21 protein-coding genes and 2 pseudogenes are annotated in these 20501 nt (G+C 57.1%); 7 read left to right on the forward strand and 16 right to left on the reverse strand.

Annotation, left to right across the window (positions count from 1 at the left end; all coding sequences use genetic code 11):
* Positions 1–310 precede the first annotated feature (310 nt).
* The 9 genes and pseudogenes from FSY59_RS27910 to FSY59_RS27305 all read right to left on the reverse strand — a co-directional run.
* Positions 311–409: pseudogene (locus FSY59_RS27910) on the reverse strand (DNA cytosine methyltransferase); the annotation flags it as partial.
* A 238-nt stretch (positions 410–647) separates the two neighbouring features.
* Positions 648–869: pseudogene (locus FSY59_RS27915) on the reverse strand (DNA cytosine methyltransferase); the annotation flags it as partial.
* 394 nt (positions 870–1263) lie between these two features.
* Positions 1264–2466, reverse strand: a complete 1203-nt coding sequence (locus FSY59_RS03095) for a GGDEF domain-containing protein (protein WP_148728439.1) — start codon at positions 2464–2466, stop codon at positions 1264–1266.
* Between the two features lie 265 nt (positions 2467–2731).
* Positions 2732–2998 (reverse strand): hypothetical protein, encoded by a 267-nt coding sequence (locus FSY59_RS27300; RefSeq protein WP_255439126.1) that lies wholly within the window; start codon positions 2996–2998, stop codon positions 2732–2734.
* A 187-nt stretch (positions 2999–3185) separates the two neighbouring features.
* The gene (locus FSY59_RS03105; RefSeq protein WP_148728440.1) at positions 3186–4172 is read right to left on the reverse strand and encodes a recombination-associated protein RdgC; all 987 of its coding nucleotides are present in this window, start codon (positions 4170–4172) and stop codon (positions 3186–3188) included.
* Positions 4173–4306: 134 nt separating this feature from the next.
* Positions 4307–4702 (reverse strand): BLUF domain-containing protein, encoded by a 396-nt coding sequence (locus FSY59_RS03110; RefSeq protein WP_148728441.1) that lies wholly within the window; start codon positions 4700–4702, stop codon positions 4307–4309.
* Between the two features lie 115 nt (positions 4703–4817).
* Positions 4818–5012 carry a hypothetical protein gene (locus FSY59_RS03115; protein WP_080553905.1) on the reverse strand — a complete coding sequence of 65 codons (195 nt, stop codon included), beginning with the start codon at positions 5010–5012 and terminating at the stop codon, positions 4818–4820.
* Positions 5013–8268: 3256 nt separating this feature from the next.
* Positions 8269–8448, reverse strand: a complete 180-nt coding sequence (locus FSY59_RS03135) for a hypothetical protein (RefSeq protein WP_003056594.1) — start codon at positions 8446–8448, stop codon at positions 8269–8271.
* Positions 8449–8457: 9 nt separating this feature from the next.
* Positions 8458–8823, reverse strand: a complete 366-nt coding sequence (locus tag FSY59_RS27305) for a hypothetical protein (protein WP_187427883.1) — start codon at positions 8821–8823, stop codon at positions 8458–8460.
* A 471-nt stretch (positions 8824–9294) separates the two neighbouring features.
* Between FSY59_RS27305 and FSY59_RS03145 the strand changes: the two genes are divergently transcribed.
* Positions 9295–9474, forward strand: a complete 180-nt coding sequence (locus FSY59_RS03145) for a hypothetical protein (protein ID WP_003056589.1) — start codon at positions 9295–9297, stop codon at positions 9472–9474.
* A gap of 120 nt (positions 9475–9594) precedes the next feature.
* Here the strand turns inward: FSY59_RS03145 and FSY59_RS27640 are convergent, their stop codons facing one another.
* From FSY59_RS27640 to FSY59_RS03160, 4 genes are read right to left on the reverse strand one after another with little or no spacing between them, the layout of a single operon-like run.
* On the reverse strand, positions 9595–9759 hold the full coding sequence (locus FSY59_RS27640) for a universal stress protein (RefSeq protein WP_255439160.1): 165 nt from the start codon (positions 9757–9759) through the stop codon (positions 9595–9597).
* Complete coding sequence (locus tag FSY59_RS03150) at positions 9759–10109, reverse strand: hypothetical protein (RefSeq protein WP_255439127.1); 351 nt, start codon at positions 10107–10109, stop codon at positions 9759–9761. The genes FSY59_RS27640 and FSY59_RS03150 overlap by 1 nt, the downstream gene beginning before the upstream one ends.
* Positions 10106–11080, reverse strand: coding sequence for a TerC family protein (locus FSY59_RS03155; RefSeq protein ID WP_003056584.1), 975 nt, complete (start codon positions 11078–11080; stop codon positions 10106–10108). Before FSY59_RS03155 ends, FSY59_RS03150 begins: the two co-directional genes overlap by 4 nt.
* A gap of 36 nt (positions 11081–11116) precedes the next feature.
* A complete protein-coding gene (locus FSY59_RS03160; RefSeq protein ID WP_003056582.1) occupies positions 11117–11629 on the reverse strand; it encodes a universal stress protein in 513 nt (170 codons plus the stop codon).
* Between the two features lie 198 nt (positions 11630–11827).
* On the opposite strand from FSY59_RS03160, the gene FSY59_RS03165 reads away from it, so the two are divergent.
* The 3 genes from FSY59_RS03165 (at position 11828) to FSY59_RS03175 (ending at position 14851) form a co-directional block, all read left to right on the forward strand.
* Positions 11828–12712 carry a LysR family transcriptional regulator gene (locus tag FSY59_RS03165; RefSeq protein WP_019043489.1) on the forward strand — a complete coding sequence of 295 codons (885 nt, stop codon included), beginning with the start codon at positions 11828–11830 and terminating at the stop codon, positions 12710–12712.
* A 109-nt stretch (positions 12713–12821) separates the two neighbouring features.
* Positions 12822–13550: a hypothetical protein gene (locus tag FSY59_RS03170; protein WP_148728442.1), complete on the forward strand. Its 729-nt coding sequence runs from the start codon at positions 12822–12824 to the stop codon at positions 13548–13550.
* Entirely contained in the window at positions 13547–14851 is a 1305-nt protein-coding gene (locus FSY59_RS03175) for a PBSX family phage terminase large subunit (RefSeq protein ID WP_148728443.1), read from the forward strand. Before FSY59_RS03170 ends, FSY59_RS03175 begins: the two co-directional genes overlap by 4 nt.
* Here FSY59_RS03175 and FSY59_RS03180 read toward each other — a convergent pair.
* Together FSY59_RS03180 and FSY59_RS03185 are read right to left on the reverse strand one after the other, a co-directional pair.
* Entirely contained in the window at positions 14800–15087 is a 288-nt protein-coding gene (locus FSY59_RS03180) for a hypothetical protein (protein WP_148728444.1), read from the reverse strand. The two genes, FSY59_RS03175 and FSY59_RS03180, sit on opposite strands and share 52 nt — an antisense overlap.
* A gap of 285 nt (positions 15088–15372) precedes the next feature.
* A complete protein-coding gene (locus FSY59_RS03185; RefSeq protein ID WP_003056570.1) occupies positions 15373–15759 on the reverse strand; it encodes a MerR family transcriptional regulator in 387 nt (128 codons plus the stop codon).
* 69 nt (positions 15760–15828) lie between these two features.
* On the opposite strand from FSY59_RS03185, the gene FSY59_RS03190 reads away from it, so the two are divergent.
* The 3 genes from FSY59_RS03190 (at position 15829) to FSY59_RS03200 (ending at position 18601) form a co-directional block, all read left to right on the forward strand.
* A complete protein-coding gene (locus FSY59_RS03190; RefSeq protein WP_148728445.1) occupies positions 15829–16812 on the forward strand; it encodes an aldo/keto reductase in 984 nt (327 codons plus the stop codon).
* Between the two features lie 88 nt (positions 16813–16900).
* A complete protein-coding gene (locus FSY59_RS03195; RefSeq protein ID WP_003056562.1) occupies positions 16901–17488 on the forward strand; it encodes a TetR/AcrR family transcriptional regulator in 588 nt (195 codons plus the stop codon).
* A gap of 87 nt (positions 17489–17575) precedes the next feature.
* Complete coding sequence (locus FSY59_RS03200; protein ID WP_003056560.1) at positions 17576–18601, forward strand: NAD-dependent epimerase/dehydratase family protein; 1026 nt, start codon at positions 17576–17578, stop codon at positions 18599–18601.
* Between the two features lie 850 nt (positions 18602–19451).
* Here the strand turns inward: FSY59_RS03200 and FSY59_RS03210 are convergent.
* Positions 19452–20453 carry an NADP-dependent oxidoreductase gene (locus FSY59_RS03210; RefSeq protein ID WP_148728446.1) on the reverse strand — a complete coding sequence of 334 codons (1002 nt, stop codon included), beginning with the start codon at positions 20451–20453 and terminating at the stop codon, positions 19452–19454.
* Positions 20454–20501: the final 48 nt, after the last annotated feature.

Consider the following 20501-nt stretch of genomic DNA (forward strand, 5'->3'; position numbering starts at 1 on the left):
GTGGTTCGTCAGCGCGGAAGGTGCGCTGTGTGCTGGCGTTGGCGTGCTCGGTCAGGAATGGCGCGCAATCCCCCACGATGAACGGCTTTGCCGTCTTCACCACATAGCGGTCGATGCCCTTGGCAATGCGCCTGCAGGTGGCATCCGCCAGGGGGCGCTCACGCTCGAAGATGGACGGTGCGGCAATGCTCCAGTCGATGCACTCGGCCGCAGTGCGCCAGGGCTTTAATCCCTTGGCAACCTTGCCGCTCTCGTCGGGCTGGGCATGGGTGGGCTGCGGCCAGCTGATGGGCAGGCCATCGCGGCGGGCCACCAGGAATAGACGCTTGCGAATGGTCGGCGCCCCGAAGTCGCAGGCGCGCAGCTCCTTCCATTCCACCTTGTAGCCCAGGTTGCGTAGCTGGCTCACCCAGCGCTGGAAGGTCTGGCCTTAGCGCTCGGGGCACGGCCGCGAGTCCACGCCCAGCGGCCCCCAGGTCTGGAATTCCTCGTCGTTCTCCAGGCAGATGACGCGAGGGCGGGTCAACCTGGCCCACTTGATCACCACCCAGGCCGCGAATCTTCTTGCTGACAGGCTTGCCACCCTTGGCCTTGCTGAAGTGCTTGCAATCCGGGCTTGCCCAGAGCAGGCCCACCGGCTGTCCGTCCGTGACTGCCAGCGGATCCACCTCAAACACATCGCTGCAGAAGTGGCGCGTTGGCGGATGGTTGGCAGTGTGCAGGCTGACGGCTTCGGGGTCGTGGTTGACGGCGATATCGACATGGCGGCCGATGGCCTGCTCGATACCGGTGGAGGCTCCACCGCCACCGGCAAACAGATCCACGACCAGCTCGGTGTGGACGGGCAGCACGAATTGAGGGGTAAGCATAGGGCTCCAGAAAGCAAAAAGCCCGCTCAGTGGCGGGCTTAGGTGTTGTAGTGAAATTTGCCCGCCGTGCGTTTGTTGACGCGGGTGCTTTACTTCATGTGCGCTGCACTTGTCTTAGGAGAAGAAGATGGGCAATCGAGAAGTAGATGGCTTTCATATATGGGCTGAAGCCAGTCAGCAGGGTAGCGAGGAGGCTGGTGCGTTTGTCTTGACTAGGGCTATCAATGGCGAAGCGCTTCAGAGTGATCACTGTGCATACCCATACGTCCCTGGAGACCGCGCAAGCAGCAGCATTCCAGGTCGCACAAGCGATCACATCAGTTTCAGACTCCGGTGTGCCTAGCCCACTTGTTTACTGAAAAGTGAATTGAATTTCCCTTGATATCCGGGATTTCTAAGCGCTAGGCCTGTTTCCTTGTTGATGAATATCTAAAGATTTATCTTGATAGCAAACGCCAGATACATGAACCCGATCACGCCCCGCATTCTTGGCCTGATAGAGGAGTTGATCGGCTTCCTTCATGGCTTGCTCAAACTGGGATGGCTTGGTGATCAATGAAACTCCAAAGCTCATGGTCAATTTTGGGGCATTCGGAAGAACGGTATTTTTTGACCCGAGGTCACTCCGGATCCGTTGTGCAATGAATTCTGCTTCTTGCAGCGTTATGCCGGCCAATAGCAGTACAAACTCTTCACCACCAAACCGGGCAACTAGGTCATGCTCTCGCACATTGTTTTGCAGAGTTGTGGCAACCAGTTGCAGCACCATATCGCCACGTTCGTGTCCCCAGGTGTCGTTGATGCGTTTGAAGTGGTCTATGTCGCAGGCCAGCATTGCCATGGGGTAGCTTCTCATGTCGGTGAGATGCCTTTGGGCATGTTCTTGAAAAGAGCGGCGATTCAGTAGCTTGGTCAATGCATCAAAGTCACGTTCTTTGCGAAGCTTATCTACCGTTTCTTTCACGGCAATAGCAGTCATTACCACTGTGAAGAGGAATGAAAATCCCAATACGCTATACAGCGTTAATATCCAATATGGTGAGCTTGGTAGATATCGCAGGTCCGTGTAACCCAGTAGCCAGATCAACGCCGGTCGAGTTAAGTTGTACACAGTGAAGATGATGCTTAGCCAAAGCAGCGATTTATCGAGCAAGTCGAATGAGATTTTTTTTGAATGGACCTGCAAAATTGGCAGGGCTAAAACAAGACTGGAGGCAAGGCTAAAAATGCTCACTCTTGCCCAGGCGTTGGGTTCCACCCAACTGAATTGATAAATCGCCGTCAATGTGACAATCGCGATGAGTAGTGCAACTTTGGGTTGAGTCGATACGCGCCACCTCTGTGCCCAGCTTTTGGCCAGGCACCATGCGCTCAGCAGATAGCAAGTGCTGATCAGTAGCGCGTAGCTATTGAGTTTCTCAAGAGGTATTACTGTCTGAGCGACCAGCACTAGAGCTGTGAGTGAATAGGCATAAAACTGCCAAAGCAGAAAGCGCTGAGATCTTTGACCAAGCCAAGCAACGATCAGTATTGCTGCAAGAATGAGTATCCCCGCCGATGGGGCTAGCACCAGGATTTCGTCGTTCTTCGTGTGCATTTGTCCATCGCCTCCTCGATCAAAGATCGAAACGGAGCAGCATTGACTATTCCTTGAGTAGAAAGCGACAACTTTTGTCAGCATTGATGCAGCTTTCCAATTTCTCACAAATTATTACAAATGCTTTGGCCTGTGGTGTAGGGGATAGTCGCTTTTGGATTGAGAAACTGATCTACATTGATTTTTTTGAAGCGAGTAGAGGTCGTTCCTGGCCTGTGCAAAGAGCTCTTCCATTGATGCACAAGGTGGTACTTCGCCTGTGATCTCAGGCAACCACTTTCCTCACCTCTTGGATCTGAACGTCAAGCCATCCAGCCTTGATGGCCAGCTCTTTGCATTGCAAGGCGGCTTCCTGAAGGATGTAGGGCTTGCTGCGCACAGCAGTGCGCAGCCACGCGGTTTCGTCAAAGGGTTCCGGCGGCTTGCCGCCAGCCTTCTGCGCCATTTGGCAAAGCCGCCCGTGCGCCTGCTTTGCCTCTTCCAGCAGGCCAGGCTTGATGCCCGAAACGCGCCAGCCCTTGTGCACGGACACCGAATCCGCCTTGGCTGCCAGGCGGCCTGGCGGCGCTGGCGCTCGAGCTCCATTCCTTGAGCTCGCATGGCGGCCATGCGGGAATCGGTGATGGGGTCGCCGTTGTGATTCACGAAAGTCAGGCTCATGGGAGCCTCCAAAGAAAAAAGCCCGCGGTATGGCGGGCAGGGGATTGAAGAGTGAGTGGCTAGAACGGGCTTTCGCCTGGAGATGTGTCGGCTGGTGCGGCCTTCGGGCCGGTTGTGCTGGCGCTGGTAGCCAGCGAGGCGGGCAGATCGCCTAGGCGTGTGCGGCCTTCGCCGCCCAGGCCCTCGATCAGATCGGGAATCAGGCGCGACAGCTCGCCGTTGGCAATCGTCACATCGGTATCAAAGCCGCTGTCGTCCTGGCTGTTGCCGTCCATGACCGCATCCAGCAGCGCGATGTTCTTGATCTGCAGGCCTTCGGTCAGCACAAAGCTCACGCGGTCGTCCCAGGTCATGGCCAGCTTGGTGGGCAGCTTGCCGTGCTCGATGTGCTGGCGAACCTCATCGATGTCCAGCGGGTGGCGTGCATAGCGCACCACGGCCTTGGACTCGTCGGCGGCTTTCAGCTCCGTTTCGCGGTCGGCGGTGAAGCCGGCAGGCGGCTCCTGCGTCATCAGCCAATGCGCCATGGCCGCCTGTGGGCTGGTCTGGGTATCCAGTAGGGCCAGGGCAAAGCCGGGCAGGCCTTCGACCAGCAGCGTGACCACCTCGTCGGCGCGGCCCTGGGCGCTGGTGTCGAGCACCAGGGTGCGCGCCTGCGGATCGATCCAGACCCACATGCTGCCCTGCCTGGTGAAGGCCATGGGCAGCAGGTCCAGCCTGGCCTCGTCCTTGAGGTCGCGCTTTTCCTTCTTGCCGGGCTTGCGGCCTTCGGTCTTCTCGATGTGCTCGGCCTTCTCGTCGACCTTGCGATTGAGCAAGCTGGCCGGCAGCGCCTTGGCCTCGGTCATGAAGCCCATCACCCACTGCCCGGCCACGGATTCGACCAGCGGGCCGTGCTGCTCGCCGCGCGACGGCACCCAGCCCACGGAGCGCTCCTGTGTGGCGCCGCACTCCTTAAAGACTGTCCTTAGCAGGGCATCCTCCAGCGCCTGCAGATCGCCTTGCCAGTCCTCGGCAATGCGGTAAATGGTCATGTTCTTGAACATTGGGACTCCAGAAATAGAAAAAGCCCATGTAAACGGGCTTGTGAAGAATGCAATGTTTTTCTGCGGTCATTGCCCTAGAGATTCCGGTCAAGCGGGATTCTTATAGAGCGATTAGAAATTTGGGATCGAGTCTGCTAACCGGAGTCAAACTGTGGCAATAGTTGTAGCAAGCAACTGACAGCAGTTTTCCAGTCAACCTCCCACATTTTTGATAGTGGGTCTGCTTCAATGTCTGATACGTAAGCTAATTCCCAGTTGGTAAAGAAGCGTTGAATGATGCCATTGGCCTGATGTAAAGGACTGAACTTTGTATGTCTGGGATCAAGCGCTATTTTTCTGATCAGTGAAAGCAGATGTTCCTGAGGACCCTCCATATACTGGACGAATCGCTGACCATCAAAAATAAGGATGCCAGTTATATCATGTGCCTTGTTGAAATTCCGGGAAAATTTCGCAATGTGGGAGATGCAACTTGGATTCTCGTTGATAGAGATTTCACTTCGGAAAAGAAAACATCCATTTATTGACAATGCGCACTCCGAGCCAGTTGAAGGAATACAGGTGACGCCTGCTTCTTCTAGTTAAATAATACTGAGATACTGCCAGAAAGGATCTGAGACCCCTCTCTTGGCCGTCACATATAAATCAAGATATCTCTTTCAGACATTGCACAGTCCTATCTTCCAGCCACTCAGCATGTGCGCCTGGGCAAGCGAAATCATCGCGCAGTGTATTTATTTGGAATGCTGGCACATCTGCTTGTACGGGAGTACTGACCAGCCATGCCAGTCCCGCGCAGAAGGCGATGATAAGGATTAGTCCTTCAACGAGATTTTTCATGAACTACTCCGGGGCGATTATCTGACGAGCGCAGGCAGCTATCAGAATTGAGTCGATCGCATTCACATAGGCCAAGCATCAACTGTGAGGGCCATCACAACGGCAGCTCCGATTAGGCAGAAGATACTGAAGCCGATGAGCGCCCATTGTGCTGCTACTAGCAGCTTTGTCTTTTTGGGTAGTAGGTGGCGAATGCACTGAATCTCCTTGGCGTAAAAATCTGGCGGCAGTTGCAGCGAGATTGAAGAAAGAGCCGGTGACGTTTTGTCGTCACGCCTGGGAAGAGGCATAGAGAGGGTGATATGAGTCCCGGGCCCGGCTGAAAAGGTTAGAGGGCGCAGCGGCTCGCCAGACTTGAGGGCCCAGCGTTAAGTTGCGTACTCGGGTTTAAGAAAGATGCTTAGCCATCTGGCGTGGCCACTGTCGCCACGACGCGCAGGCCACGCCAAGTCATCAATCAGCGCAAGTCGAGTTGACCTCTTGGGTAGTTGTACCCGCATGGGTGACTGCAGCTGATGGTTACCGCCTGCGTTGGCACGTCCTAATGCTTGCGAGAGGCATGAGTGTTTTGCATGCCAACCCAATATTTCGTGTGGTTGTGCTACGGGGCCTTGCCTACGTCGGCTGATTTCAACATGCAGCCCTTGTGCACTGCGTACGCCGTCATTTGAGCGGGCAGGGCTTAATACCTGCTTCTTCGCCTAGCCAGTCCTTGCGTGTATTTCGTTCGACTGAAGGTCAAGGGCTAGTACTTCCGGCGTGTCCATCAACGCTGCCGCCTCCATAATTTCCCTTGGAGATGTTATGCAGGGACGGCGCATTCATGACTTATATTGGCTATTCGGTTACATCTCGATTTCAATGCGCGAAAACCGACGCCACGCTTATGCGTTGATGTAGCGCACTCTTGCTACCAATGTCGATAGCTTTGGCGCATAAGCGCTTGTTTCTCCTCTTGCCTTCTTTTATCTTTCTCCGGCGGCCCACACTGCTCAATGTTGGATGGAGTGGGATAATCCTTTCCCCTGGCGAAAATTCGTGTGACTGTTATCCAGTCTTTCAGTCGGGGCGATGGGGTTCGGCTTGTTGACATATATACCTACGGTCCATCACTGCGAGCTGCGGTAACTCGATAGGTCACTGTGTGCGACCTCATCAGGTACCTTTGTTGTCAGGAGCTACCCTGGGGCTAGGCTGCTGAACTTCTGGCTTTGGTGAGGAGGGCTGACCTAGAGTGGCAGGGGCGCGCTGAACCTCTGAGGTGGGCTCTAGAAAAATAGAAAACATATCGCGCCAGAATTCGTTTTGTCGTTTGTGATTAAGCAGTGAAAACATCTAGCCCTCCGGGCGGATAATTTCTCAAGTGACCGAGCTATTTCGAGAAGCCCTTGTAGTGATTTGCTGTTCTTTTCTTTGCAAAATCTTCTCCGACGCTTCATCTTGCAACGCCGTATCTGTCTCGAATGTCATGTGGAAAAATAGTCGTCATCGGATGCTTTTTGACTATCAATATCTTTATTTTGGATAGGATTACTATCGAGATATTTAGAATTTTTCTATCGTCGAAAGACATATAGACCTCCTGTCTAAAGTGGTTGTAGAGATTGATCAATTCAATTCACCGTACTCTCTTTAATAACCTTAAACAATACCTATCAAAATCGACGTCAGGATTGATGGTTGAAGCTCCAAGCCAAAAATCTGTGTGTAAGACTCTTGTTTGCAGCTCTGATGTTGATCAGATGCTGGCGCTGCTTGGCATGTCTTTTGCCTGTGGTCTGATTGATCTAGCGTAAGAGAGTGGACGGTTGCATCCTTTTTTTCAAGCCTGTGACTCCTGCAAAACTTGCAGACATCTCTAGCTGATGGCATCTGGAGTGTGCGGCGTGATTTGGGTATAGCACCTAATTTGTGTCATTGTGTTGTGTGGCGCTCTCCAAGCGACTCTCATGGCACCACGCTGCGCTTCGAGCAAGTGCTTTTGCTGGCAAAGAAAAAGCCCGCGAGCGTTTGCTGCGGGCTTGAATAAAGAGCCGGTGACCCTTTCGGGTCCTGCCTGGGGAGAGGTCAGTAAGGGAGGGAGGAGGGATCCCAGGCCCGGCATAACAGGTAGATGGCATCGAATTCTGCACAATGCTTTTAGGGCGATCAATAGGAGCTCGTCTTACACGAAACGGGGTAGATCCCCGTTTGCTCATGAGGCTTTGGCAGTGCGACTTTAGGCACCTGATTTGCGCGATGAGCGTCCTGTTCTGTACATTGAACTGCCTGTGGCAAAAGAAAAAGCCCGCAAGCAGTTGCTGCGGGCGCGAATAAAAAGCCGGTGACCTATTTGGTCATGCCTGGGCAAGTTGAGGAAGTGAAAGGAGTCTGCGACCCCAGGCCCGGCAAAACAGGTACGTGACGCAAATTTTGCCCAAAGAGAGTCACGGAATCAATATGTACGTGGGTTCACAAACGAGCTCTGCGCCATCTGGCGTGACCACTCTCGCCACGACGCACAGGCCGCGCCGTGCTCTTGATCGACGGAAGCTCAGGCCCATTCCTGAGTTGCCGCACCTGCTCGGGGAGTCACGCCGGATGGCCCCCGCTACTTTCCCGGGGTGGTCATGATGGGCACCTGTGGCCGGTGCGATTACCCTCTTGCAGTATTCCAGCCGGGCCTTGCAGGCCTGGCTTGTAAGAACCGGGGAGCCGACCCCCGGCACCATCAAGAAAAAGAGCGGATCACCCGGCTTGCGGTCTGTCGGTGGCGGCATCTCGGATTGCCCGACGCCACGCCCGGTTGCAGTTTTTCAGCGCCGCGCTCTTTCTTGATGGCCCCGCTATAGCCCTGCGGGAGAGGGCACATGCATGCCACATGCTGGCTAAACGCTCACATTTCAACTCTCCGGGCGCAAAAAAACCACCTCATGGGTGGCTGGTGAAAGAAACCGTATTTCTCGGGGCGTTGATCGCTGTTTAGCTGTTACTGCTTTCGCTGCCGCTGCTGCTCATCCCTGTTCTGCTTTTGGGGAACAAGGGGGTGTCCTTGTTGCTCCGGAGCTGCGACCCCGTCCGTGAAAAAGAACATCAGCTTCAAGGTGTCCCAAAAAGATGGTGTTGAAATGGGGATCGGGTTACCTGACAAATAGACCTCCGGTCTAAGGTGGCTGGTCAAGATTGACTGCCTTGTCCCACGGTACTCTTTTAAATGACCTTAAACGGTGCCCTTGAAAAATAGACGCCAGCCATGTCGGCGCAGCTGTGGTCGCGATCAGTCGATGAAGCCAAGGTCGCGCAGTGCTTCAGTCTCTTGGGTGTACTCGGCATCCTCAATCAGCAGAGTGCCGTCAGGGCCATAGATATTGCGCTGTGGCGCGCCCATGACCTGCTCAATGCGTTCGACTCTGTAGCCGTGTCGCTCCCAAATTTCGGTGGTGTTAATGCGTGTCATGGATTCACTTTACCCAAACCGAAGCCCTGCAAGCAATGCTTTGGTTTGCGCCCTGATGTCGCTCAGGAGCTGGCGCCGATTGCTCGGTGGGCCTTTCTGTTCTTGGCGTCCCGTCTGCCTCACCCCGTACCGACCCAGGGGCTGGACTCTCAGCGTCGGCACCTTCTTCTGCTGGTGCCACATCTCGTTCGCGTTGCCTGATCCCGTCCGGGGGCAGAGCGCTACTAGCCTTGCGACTTCCTTTGTGATCGCCCGTTTGCCGCACGCGCCGCAAACGAGCTCGTCGTTGATGTTCGGTTTCGGGAAATGGATGAGATTGTTGCTGCCGCATTTCGTGCAGCGAAGAAGCGTCTTTTCCGGCGCGGCACTGGTCATGGAGGCTCCTATGCGAAGTGAAGTTTTGGCGAATCAATCTTCGCATGGGGTGCCATCCATCACGATGAGCGGCCGCGACATTGCAGAGCTGACCGGCAAGGATCACTTTCATGTGATGCGTGACCTGCGCGCCTTGCATGGACAGCCGGGTGCTTTGTTTGGTGGGGCTATCCAACCTTGGATAGGCGCAGAGCGCGCTCCCCGCATTGCGGTGCATTACGTGCGCCGTGTCGAAGAGAAGTTCATCTGCGATCAGCTGCATCCCGCGAGCCTGCTGCTGCGCGATGCCCAGAAGTGGGCCACCCAGCAGCAGACCGGTGCGAGCACACCGTCCCCATCCCTGTCCCCGGCCGCAAGCCACAGGTTCGCTGGCGCCGGCAAAGCCATTTTGACGGGATCGAGCCATGAACCGCAGCTACGAGATTGCAGACCTGGCACAGCCTGCCCTGCAGGGCGGCGAGCAGCAGGGCCATGCCCAACGGGGTCTACAAGATTGAAAAGGGCGATGAGGTGATGACGCTGGTGCCAGCCGAGGCGCGCCAGTTGGCGCCCATGCTGGCGGGTAAGGCGCTGGAGGCTTCAGCGTTGGCGCGTGTGCAAGGAGATGGAGGCACGGATGGTGGAGATGCCGCAGCAACTCAGGGAGATTGATCGTCGTTACAAAGCGCTGAAGGCATCGAGAGTGGAGAATCTGGCGCAGCGGAGTCTTGAATTGATCCAGTAGCGAGACGAATCAGTGTGCTTCTCGGACGACCTCCGAGGAATGGGAATTCAGCGCACGATAAGCACTGGAGCTTTTGTCAAATGAAGAACTTTGCAGGTGACGGAACCCAATAGAACAGACTCGGCAGCAGTCAGTCCGTGTGAGCCGATGCAAATAGCGAGGCTGCCAAGCTCCCCGGCCAGGTTCACGATAGAGGCCGCATCCTCGCCCATCACGGCATAGGTGCTGCAGGGGATTCAGCTACGCTGATCAAGCTGCGTGCTTGGGCTGTTGCAGCCCAAGCATTTCGTCCTAGCTCTGTCTCTGCAGCTTCTTTGCTCATCCAAGGCTGGACATTAACCAGGTCGACTGCATCCCCTTGGCCTATTCCTATCAAGCGTGCAATCGCGCCAACTGCTCGCAATGAGCATTCCGAACCATCAACTGCAGCCAGCCAGCGCGCGCCGCTAGCTTTCTTTGCACTTAACTCTGAGTTCCAAGCAATTAATCTGAGCCTGCCAAAGCTATCGCGCCGCTGAAGAGAAGGCGAAGGAGCCAGATCTGTCAATTTTCCATCGCTCATAAAGCTCTCCTGGATGGCTTGCGTGACGAGAGCTTCACGCTAAGCAACACGGAAATCAGAACAATGGAGCCAACAATGAGCAGCGACCAATGCACCGGCATATGAAACCAGGGCATCGCAACCATCTTTGCTCCAATGTAGATCAACACCAGAGCAAGGCCGTACTTAAGCAGATAGAAACGTTCCGCCATATCGGCCAGCAAAAAGTACAGCGCCCTCAAGCCCAATATCGCAAAAATGTTGGATGTAAAGACGATGAAGGGGTCAGTGGTTACTGCGAAGATGGCCGGGATGCTATCGACAGCGAAGACCAGATCACTGGCCTCGATCATCAACAGCACAAGAAACATCGGTGTTGCATAGAGCAATCCATCGATCCGCACAAAAAAGGATTGCCCATGAAACCCAGGTGCGATACGCATGTGGCCGCGTAACCAGCGTAGCAGTGGATTTTTTTCTAAGTCGGGCTTTTGGTCAGCCATGATTAGCATCTTGCAGCCTGTCACAACCAAGAGCAGCCCAAATACATAGAGCACCCAGGCAAACTCGGAAACCAGCCAGATACCCCCAAGAATCATTGCCGCGCGCATCACTATGGCACCAAGGACTCCATATAGCAGTACACGACGCTGTAGTTCCGGTGGAACCGCGAAGTACGTGAAGATCATCACGAACACAAACATGTTGTCCACTGAAAGCGCTTGCTCGATGAGATAGCCGGTGAAAAACTCCAGGGCCTTGTGGTTGGCAACTTCGCGACCGGCTGTGGTGTCCAGATACCACCACAGCAAAGCACCAAATGACGTGGCCAGAGTCATCCATGCCACTGTCCAGCCAGCAGCCTCCCTGACCGAAACGCGGTGAGCCTTGTTGCCGCCAAGCACAAACAGGTCCAAGGCCAGCATTAGCATTACAAAGGCGACGAAGCCTATCCACATGGGTCCTGTGGCAAGCGTTTCGATGTTGTTCATGGGAAGGCTCCGGGTACGGTTCCCCGATGCAGCCCGTCAGTTCGATGCCATCCACAAAGCAACGATGCCTGCGCCGGCGCCGACTCCGGCGGGAATGCCAATGCGCTCGAGCTTCGACGCAGCCTCCCCAGGAATAACCTCTACGGGGACACTTGCTTTCTCTAGCACCTGATTGGTTACAGAGTTCTCAATCAGCCGTACCAGTGAGCTCTTGCGCGCCGTGCTCATCACAATTAGGTCGCAGTGGAGCCTACGTGCAGCGTCCACAATACAGTCCACTTTGTTGCCAACTTCTGAGTGAACGGTGTACGGGATTCCCGCGGCATCCAGCATCCGGCGCGTTTCAATGAGCGCAGCGTCAGCCTGTTCTTGGTGGAACTCCATTCGAGCGCTCTTGCTTGAGTAGTCGGTGATGAGTTTCGAGAACGGCGGCTGTACGTTCAAAAGATGAATTTCAAGCCCTTGGCCTTTATTGAATTCATCGATAACGTGACGTATGGCATACAGAGAATTGGATGAACCGTCTGATGGGACAAGTACTTTCAGCATGGTCTGCTCCTTGAAGTTGCGCTGCGCAGCGCTATCACTCGACGTTGGTTGACCCGTAATTTAGAGGCCGCATACACCTTCAGCTGCGAAGGCTTTCTGCATGGCACGTCTCCCTGCATTGCATGACATCAACAATAGCGATGCAGCCAATTAATAAAAGCAGATAATTCAGAAGCAATAGCTCTGAAAAGCCGAACAATGAACCCAGGCTTCAGTTACCGGCACCTTTACTATTTTTGGGTTGTCGCCAAAGAAGGTGGCATGGCTCGCGCTGCAGAACGTTTGGGCATGGCCGTGCAAACTGTGAGCACGCAAGTTCGTGAGTTGGAGCGGTCTCTGGGGTATGTTCTGCTCAAACCCTCAGGTCGAGGAGTGGTGCTGACGGATGCGGGACTTGCCGCCATGCGGCAGGCAGAGCAAATATTTCAACTCGGAGAGCAGCTTCCTGCGGTAGTGCGCGATGCAGTAGGCGCGCCTACGGTGCGTCTGATTGTCGGAATCTCCGACGAATTGCCCAAGCTGGCGGTTCAGAGCTTGATGCAGTCAGTGATGCAGGAGAGGAACCTCCGGCTACTGTGTATGGTCGACGAGTTTGAGGACTTGTTGGGTGACCTTGCGTTGCATCGATTAGATGTTGTTCTTGCAGACCGAGCCGCGCCGCTCAACCCGAACTTGAAAGTCTATAGTCACTCCCTGGGTTCATCTCCGTTGGCCTGGTATGCGCCATCATCGCTGTATGTAGCGGCTAAGCACAATTTTCCTCATTCTCTGTCCAAGGTGCCCGTGCTACTGCCAACCACGCATGCTGCCGTGCGTCCAAGGCTCGATCAGTGGTTTGAGCGCAACTCCATCAGACCACACCTCGTCGGAGAATTTGAAGACAGTGCCTTGCTCAAGACATTTGGCGCTGCCGGCATGGGTGTATTTCCCATGGCCAGCCTCGTTCACGAGGAGTTGACCAGCCGATATGCAGTGAAACGTCTCGGTGCCTGCGAGGGTGTTGAAGAACATTTTTTTGCGATTGCAGCAAGTCGCAAAGTGTTGCATCCGCTGGTGCAGCAGTTGTTCCCATCACAAGAATAGCGGATCGACGGTTTCTCGTTGAAGACTGGGTAGCAAGGCCTGCACTTTGCCGCGCTAGTGACCCGGCTAGGGTTCGACGCTCTATACCTGGCGCCCCATTATCCGGTGCATGGCATGCAATGAGGCAGTATCCAAACCCCAAAAGAGTACCCAGTCGGCTCCTGGCGCAAAGGGGGCTGGCAAAGCCGCGCCTGCGGATTGGGAGCGCATCGAGCTTGACTATCGCGCTGGAATAAAAACGCTGCGTCAGATCGCAGACGAGAACGGCATTACGCACGGCGCTATCAACAAGAGAGCGAAGCGCGACGGATGGGAGCGCGATCTGTCCGAAAGAATCCAGCGCAAGGCGGATGCGCTGTTATCCAAAGCGGCAGTATCCAGCGAGGTATCCAAGGAAACCAGAGCTGCGGAGCGCGCTGTAGTCGATGCCAATGCACAGGCCATTGCCGATGTGCGCCTGGCCCACCGCCGTGACATTCACCGAGCCCGGCGCATCACCAATGCGCTGCTGGACGAGCTGGAGCAGCAGGCCGACGCCGACACCGTAGCCCTGCTGGAGCAGTTGGGCGAGAACATGCGCAACCCCGACGAGAACGGGATTGATCGGCTCAACGACTTGTACCACAAGGTCATCAGCCTGCCCGAGCGCTCCAAGACCATGAAGACGCTGTCCGAGAGCCTGCGCATGCTGGTGGACATGGAGCGCACGGCCTTTGGCATGGATGACAAGGAAAAGGACGAGGCCGCACCTGGTACCGCCGGCTATGTGCCGCCCGCCATCCAGATCGTGCATGTGAAAGCGCCGGTGCATGCGCCCGACGAGGACGAGCAGGAATGAAGCTCGCTCCTGTCCCCTCTACCGCGCAGGGCATGCCCGAGGTGCCGGTGCTGGCCATCCCTGAGAAGCTGGCCGGCATCTGGGATTCCAGGCGCTACAAGGTCATGCACGGCGGGCGCGGCGGCGGTAAGTCGTGGACTGTGGCGGCCGTGCTGTTGGTGATGGCCGCCAGCCGGCCCCTGCGTGTGCTCTGCACCCGGGAGATTCAGAAGTCCATCAAGCAGTCTGTGCACCAGTTGCTCAAAGATGTGATCGCGCGGCTGAACTTGCACGCCTTCTTCGAGGTGCTGGAAACCGAGGTGCGCGGCATCAATGGCTCGCTGTTTCTGTTTTCGGGCCTGCAGAGCCACACCGTGGACTCCATCAAGTCCTTCGAGGGCTGCGACATCGTGTGGGTGGAAGAAGCCCATGGCGTAAGCAAGAAGTCCTGGGACACTCTGATCCCGACGATTCGGAAGGAAGGCAGCGAGATATGGCTGACCCTGAATCCGGACATGGAGACGGATGAAACCTACCAGCGCTTCATCGCCGCGCCCAGCGCCGATACCTGGGTGGTCGAGATCAACTGGCGCGACAACCCCTGGTTTCCGCGCGTGCTGGATGAGGAGCGGCGCAAGGCCAAGCGCACCATGCTGGCCGACGACTACGCCCATATCTGGGAAGGCAAGGCGCGGCGTGTGGCGGCCGGCGCGATCTACCGCCATGAGATGGAGTCGGTCTATCTGGACAACCGGGCGCGCGATGTTCCCTATGACCCGACGCTGCCTGTGCACACGGTCTGGGACCTGGGCTGGAACGATGCCATGAGCATCGCCCTGATGCAGCGCGGCCCCCAGGATGTGCGAATCATCGGCCACATCGAGGACAGCCACCGCACGCTGGATTGGTACGTGGCCAAGCTGGAGAAGCTGCCTTATCGCTGGGGCACGGACTATCTGCCGCATGACGGCAAAACCAGGAATTTCCAGACTGGCAAGAGCATAGAGCAGCTGCTGCGCGAGTTGGGCCGGCGCTCGGTCATGGTGCAGCCGCGCGCCACGGATGTGGAAGAGGGCATCAAGCAAGTCCGCATGCTGATGCCGCGCTGCTACTTCGACGCGACCAAGACCGCGCGACTGCTGGAGTGCCTGAAGCGCTACCAGCGGCGCATTCATGCCGTCACTAATGAGCCCCTGGCTGGAGCTATAGCGGTTCGCTCGATCATTGATGATGGGCTTGAAACGACCCAAAGAAGACTCTGGGCAGAACATCACGCGCTTCGCTGGAGCGAAACTTGTCCGCCGATGCTCTCAAGGGCGTGACACATCCCATACGCATAACAGTCATCGGCAAGGAACACTTCAAAGATTTCCCGGGCGGCAATTTTCTTCACCACGTTCTTCGCTTCTGCGTGGGACATGGGAGTGCTCAGTTGTAGTGATCGCATGAACAGTTTTTCCACGTAGCCTCCCATGCCGGGAAACCATGCAGTGGTTTGATCCCATCCCATGACTACCAACGTGCATGAACATGAATGAATTTTTTTGGAAGTAGTCATTTGGAAGCCTGGTTGCAACTGATCCGCGACTGTCGCTGAGCGACCAATGAGCGACATTCAAGCGCATGGACTGGCCGCCCGGAAGCGGTCCTTCATTCGATGAGGACGAATGGGAGCGCTATCGCTGGCGCCGGGGTCGGCCTGTGAGAGTCCTGACCGAGCTCACCTTCCTGCTCAGCAGTGGCGGGCGCTTTTGTTCCTCCATGGCTGGTCGACGCGGCACGAAATCGGGTCAAGCCCTGGGGATCAGATAGCGCCCTCAGTGAGGCCGCGGATGTCCAGGATTCAACACGCAAACTGTGGTGCGGCGCCGGGCTTGCCGGCCTCGACCCATGCCAGCTTCTCGGTCAGGAAGGTCAGGGCTGCATCGAGTTCCGTGCGCTGCGACTGCAACTTGCCGATCTGGTCTCGCAGCACCTGAGCTGTACGCACCGCTGACTTCGCCCCCTGCCGATATTCGCGGTTGAGCGCGGCGATCTCGCTCAGCGAATAGCCCAGCGACTTCTGGAGCTGGATCATCCGGACCGCCGTCACATCGTCGGCCGAGAACACCTGGTAGGGATTGCTGCCGCCGAGCACGCCGCGCCGGGGCTTCAGCAGGCCCTTGCCCACGTAGAAGCGGACCGTTTCGGGCGACAGCCCCGTCTCTTTCGCGAATTCCGACAACAGCATGCGGCCTCCTTGACCCCGTAGTGCACTACGTCCTTATAACAGCGTCTTCTTCTATCTGGAATCAACGACATGCCATCTCCTCTCTCACCACTGCCGCGTGTTCCTCTGGGTGTGGACGGTCCCCTGGTGGGCATCCAGGGCCTCGGATGCATGGGCATGAGCGAGTTCTACGGTGCCACGGACACGTCAGAAGCAAGCGCGACCCTGGAGCAGGCCCTGGCCTTGGGGGTCACGCTGTTCGATACCGCGGACATGTACGGTCTGGGCGCCAATGAATCGTTCCTCGCGCCTTTCGTGAAGGCGAATCGGCGGCGCGTGGTGATCGCCACCAAGTTCGGCTACACACGCTCCGTGGAGCAACCCGATGACTGGAGTCTGAGCAATCGCCCCGAGTACATCCGGCAGGCTGTCGACCAATCGCTTCTGCGCCTCGGAATCGAGACGATCGACCTCTACTACATGCACCGCCGCACGCCGGATGTGCCGTTGGAGGACTCGATCGGCGCCATGGAAGAGCTGGTGAAGGCCGGCAAGGTGCGTGCGCTCGGCCTGTGCGAGGCCAGCGCCGATGAGCTGCGCGCTGCGCATGCGATCCACCCCATCGCTGCGCTGCAGTCCGAGTGGTCGGTGTTCAGTCGGCAGATCGAGCAGGAGATCGTGCCCCTGGCATCGTCACTGGGTGTCACGATCGTGCCCTACGCGCCCTTGAGTCGGGGCCTGCTGACGGGGGCCGCTTTCGGTCAGGGGCTGGGTGCCGACGATTTCCGCCGAAACTTCCCGAGGTTCCAACCGGAAAACCAGGCGGCGAATGCACAACTGGTGGCGACGCTGGACGAATTGGCGCAGGCGCGGGGCATCTCCACAGCCCAACTTGCACTCGCCTGGCTCCAAACGCGCGCCAGGCAGTTGGACGTGACCGCCGTGCCTATCCCCGGAACGCGTCGCAGGACACGCCTACTGGAAAACGTGGAGGCGGCCACCATGGCGCTCGACGACCAGGAGATGGCAGCGATCGAACCGCTGGCGGTAGCCGTCCAGGGTATTTCGCTCTGAGTCTGTAAGGCAATGCGCGCCTCGTCCGCCTTGACGGCCATCGTATTAAAGAGTTAATATCCATCCGGTCGGAAATAAAAGGACAGGCATGGGACGAACGCGCGTGATTGACCCGGACAAACTGCTGGACGCCGCAGAAGCGGTCGTTGCCCGGGACGGTCCGTCGAAGCTGACGCTCGAGTCCGTGGCCGCCGAGGCTGGCGTCAGCAAGGCCAGCGTGGTGTACGACCACAAGACCAAGCAGGCACTGATCGAGGCACTGGTTCGACGCGCACTGGCGCGCGACAACGACTTCAACGCCGCGGCGGCCGAGCGCCTTGGCGATACCGATGCCCGAGTGGTTCGCGGGCGCATCGCTGCGGCTGCCGATCCTCTGCCCCCCGCACAACGGGCGGTGGCGCTGAGCCTGTGCGCCGCGCTCGCCCAGGACGCGGGCCTGCGCGAGTGCATGCAGGCCAATCAAGCCGCTGTCATCGAGGCGGTTCAGCGCGACGCGGCGCAACCGCGAAGCGCGCTGATCGCCTACTTGGCCCTGGAGGGGCTCAAACTGCTTGAGAGCCTGGACTTTCACACCTTCCCGACGGCGCAGCGCGATCGGCTGCTGCGCGAGATCGAAGCCTTGGTCGATCCGCCCGCTCTGCTCGATCCAGCGACGGCATCTCGCCGTCGTCGCTGACCTTCCTCTGCACTCGCTGACCGTCATTCCTGCGGGCCGACGCACGGGCCTGCTGACTTTTCACGCCTATACGAACCATACCAAGCCATGACTACACCTGTTTCTGGATTACCCGCGACCCTGTCCACGCCGTTGCCAACCCGCCTGTTCCTGACGGGCGGCAGTGGCTATGTCGGTAGAAACCTGATCCGGCACTTCGTCGGTCTGCAGGTCGAGGTGGTCGCTCTCGTGCGCAGCCCGGGGGCGCGTCGTACCGTGCAGGCCCTGGGTGCGACACCCTTCGAAGGAGACCTGTTCGCTTCAAATCTGGCAGAAGGCATGCAAGGATGCCAGGCGCTCATTCACGCGGCGGCGAACACCGACCATGGCCCGGCCCACGCTGCCCAGCGTCGCACCAACGTCGATGGCACTCGCGCAGTCTTCGCCGCTGCCGCTCAGGCGGGCGTGCGGCGGGCCGTGCATCTCAGCACGGAGTCCGTACTGCTGGATGGTCGGCCCCTGGTCAACGCAGATGAGCGTCGGCCCTACCCGAATCGTCCTGTTGGGGGCTATTCGGCTACCAAGGCGGAGGCGGAGCAGGTGGCCTTGGGCGCGCTCGCCCAGGGTATCGATGTCACCATCGTGCGACCCCGCTTCATCTGGGGACGTGATGACACCACGGCATTGCCTCAGCTGCTCCGGGCGGTCGATTCCGGGCAGTTTGCCTGGATCGATGGCGGTCACTACCAGACTTCGACCACCCACATCGCCAACCTAGCCCACGGTATCGAACGGGCATTGCTCAAGGGCCAAGCTGGGGCCTGTTACTTCATTTCCGACGCTGAACCGGTGGAGTTCCGCAGCTTCATCAGCGCGCTGCTGCAGACCCAGGGGCGTAGCGCTCCGGACAAGGCCATTCCCGGTTGGGTGGTGCATGCCGTGGCACGTGTCGGTGAGTGTTTGGCTTCACTGACCGGGAACCGTTGGCGTCCGCCAGTGACCCGGCAATCGCTGGCACCGTCGGCTGTCGAAGTCACGCTGAACATCGACAAGGCTCGTCATGAGTTGGGCTACGAGCCTCCATTGAGTCGAGCCCAGGGACTTGCTGAGCTCATGAATTACGACCAAAGGTGAGTCGGCGAACTCGGCCATTTCGACCCTGCCTGTGGCTCCAGCGCCCGCTGCAGCAGCGACTGCGGCACTAGCGTCTACCATCGCGGCTCAATCATTGGCTTGAACAGTCGAACTGTCGAGGGTATTTGCAGTGCAAGCGCATGCGTCTTCATATACCTGCCACTCGCGAACGGCAGCAAATGGCCGAAACCGGGCCTAGCTACCTGTGGGCGCAGCACCGTAAAGCTGACATTCGGGGCTGCGCCTTGAGAGTCCGGTTGAGGATAGGCAGCCAATGGGTGCGGGCCGTCGTCAGTCTGTCAGAAGCTGTCGTCCGGCGCGTGGCCGCGAACGGCAGGTCCACGCTGAGAGCCGTCATCGACTTCTGGCTGTTTGATGTCGGCCGATGCAGACACCAACTTAGCGAGGCGCTTTGCCTGAATTCCAACTGTGCAAATTGCCACGCCAAACCAAACCTCTCGCTGAGGTACTAGTTGGCTGCCCCCGAGGGTAAATTCAAAGGCTAGGAAGAATCGATCATGAAGAAATTTCTTCGATTTCGAGTATCTCGCAGTCTGGTGCGGATTCTGCAATGCTCGAGCAAACGTCGTTCGCGTCGAGCCCCCATCGTTTCTGTTCACTCATGAGGCCCACTCGATGGTTCACCAACATTAAACGGAACAGTGCCAAACGGCCGAGGTTCTTACGTGGCACCGCACAGAGCGTAGTGTGGGCGTCGGAGTCTGGTAGTACCAAGCAGCTATCGCCTGCTTCGATTACTTGCAGCTGGCTACCTTTAGCGAAAAATCTTCCCTCTACCTGTATGTCCCTTAGGACTTGCATCATGGAGTGCATTGTTTTTTATGCGTTTCTATTGCATCCGCACTACGACTTTGCCTTTGGCGCGTCCTTGGGACAAGTACTCAAGGGCCTGCTTCGCTTGATCGAACGGAAACACTTTGTCTACAACCGGATGGATATGACCGGCGTCAAGAAGCGCGCCAATTGCGTCCAACTGCTCGCCGTCAGGTCGCACGAATAGAAACGAGTAGTCCACGTCCTTCTTTGCTGCCATGCGGATGATCTTTCTGCTCATGAGGCCAAAGATCAGTCTGAGAGCGAAGTTCAACTTGCGGGCTTGTGCAAATGCAGCGTCCAGCGGACCAATCAGCGAAATTATCTTGCCGCCGGATTTGAGGATGCCAATCGACTTCTCCAATGCATCCCCGCGGATCGTTCCCAATACCACGTTGTATCCTCGCAGTACCTCTTCAAACTCCTGCTTTTTGTAGTCAATCACATCTTCCGCGCCCAGGCTCTTGACCAGCGCAACGTTGGCGGTACTTGTGGTCGTTGCTACATAGGCACCGAGGTGCTTGGCCAACTGAATTGCAAACGTGCCGATACCGCCCGAGCCTGCAGGGATAAATACTCTGTGGCCTGTTTGCACGTTGGCACGTTCTTTCAGAGCTTGCCAGGAAGTCAACCCAACCATAGGCACAGACGCTGCCTGCACGAAGTCGAGATTGGCAGGTTTGCGTGCAGCCAGATGTTGGGGAACTACTGCAAACTCGGCGAGTGATCCAGTGCCTTGATCAAAGATGCTGGCAAAGACCTCGTCGCCCGGCTTGAAGCGGGTAACACTGCTGCCCACTTCAACCACCACTCCGGCCAGGTCGCTGCCCATGACGGCGGGAAGCTGGAACTTCAGCACGGGCTTGAACATTCCCGTCGTGATCATATTGTCGATAGGGTTTAAGCCTGCTGCATGCACCTCAACCAGCATTTCATCGGGTCGAAGCGTTGGGCGAGGCACCTCGGTGATGCCGATCTCTGGGGTCTTGCCGTAGCGATTAAATGTGAGGGCTTTCATGATGCTCCTGCTTGTGTGTTACGAAGGCGGCCATGCGCAAGTGCCTTG

The sequence above is a fragment of the Comamonas sp. Z3 genome, from assembly GCF_008121565.1.
Lineage (GTDB): Bacteria > Pseudomonadota > Gammaproteobacteria > Burkholderiales > Burkholderiaceae_C > Comamonas > Comamonas brasiliensis.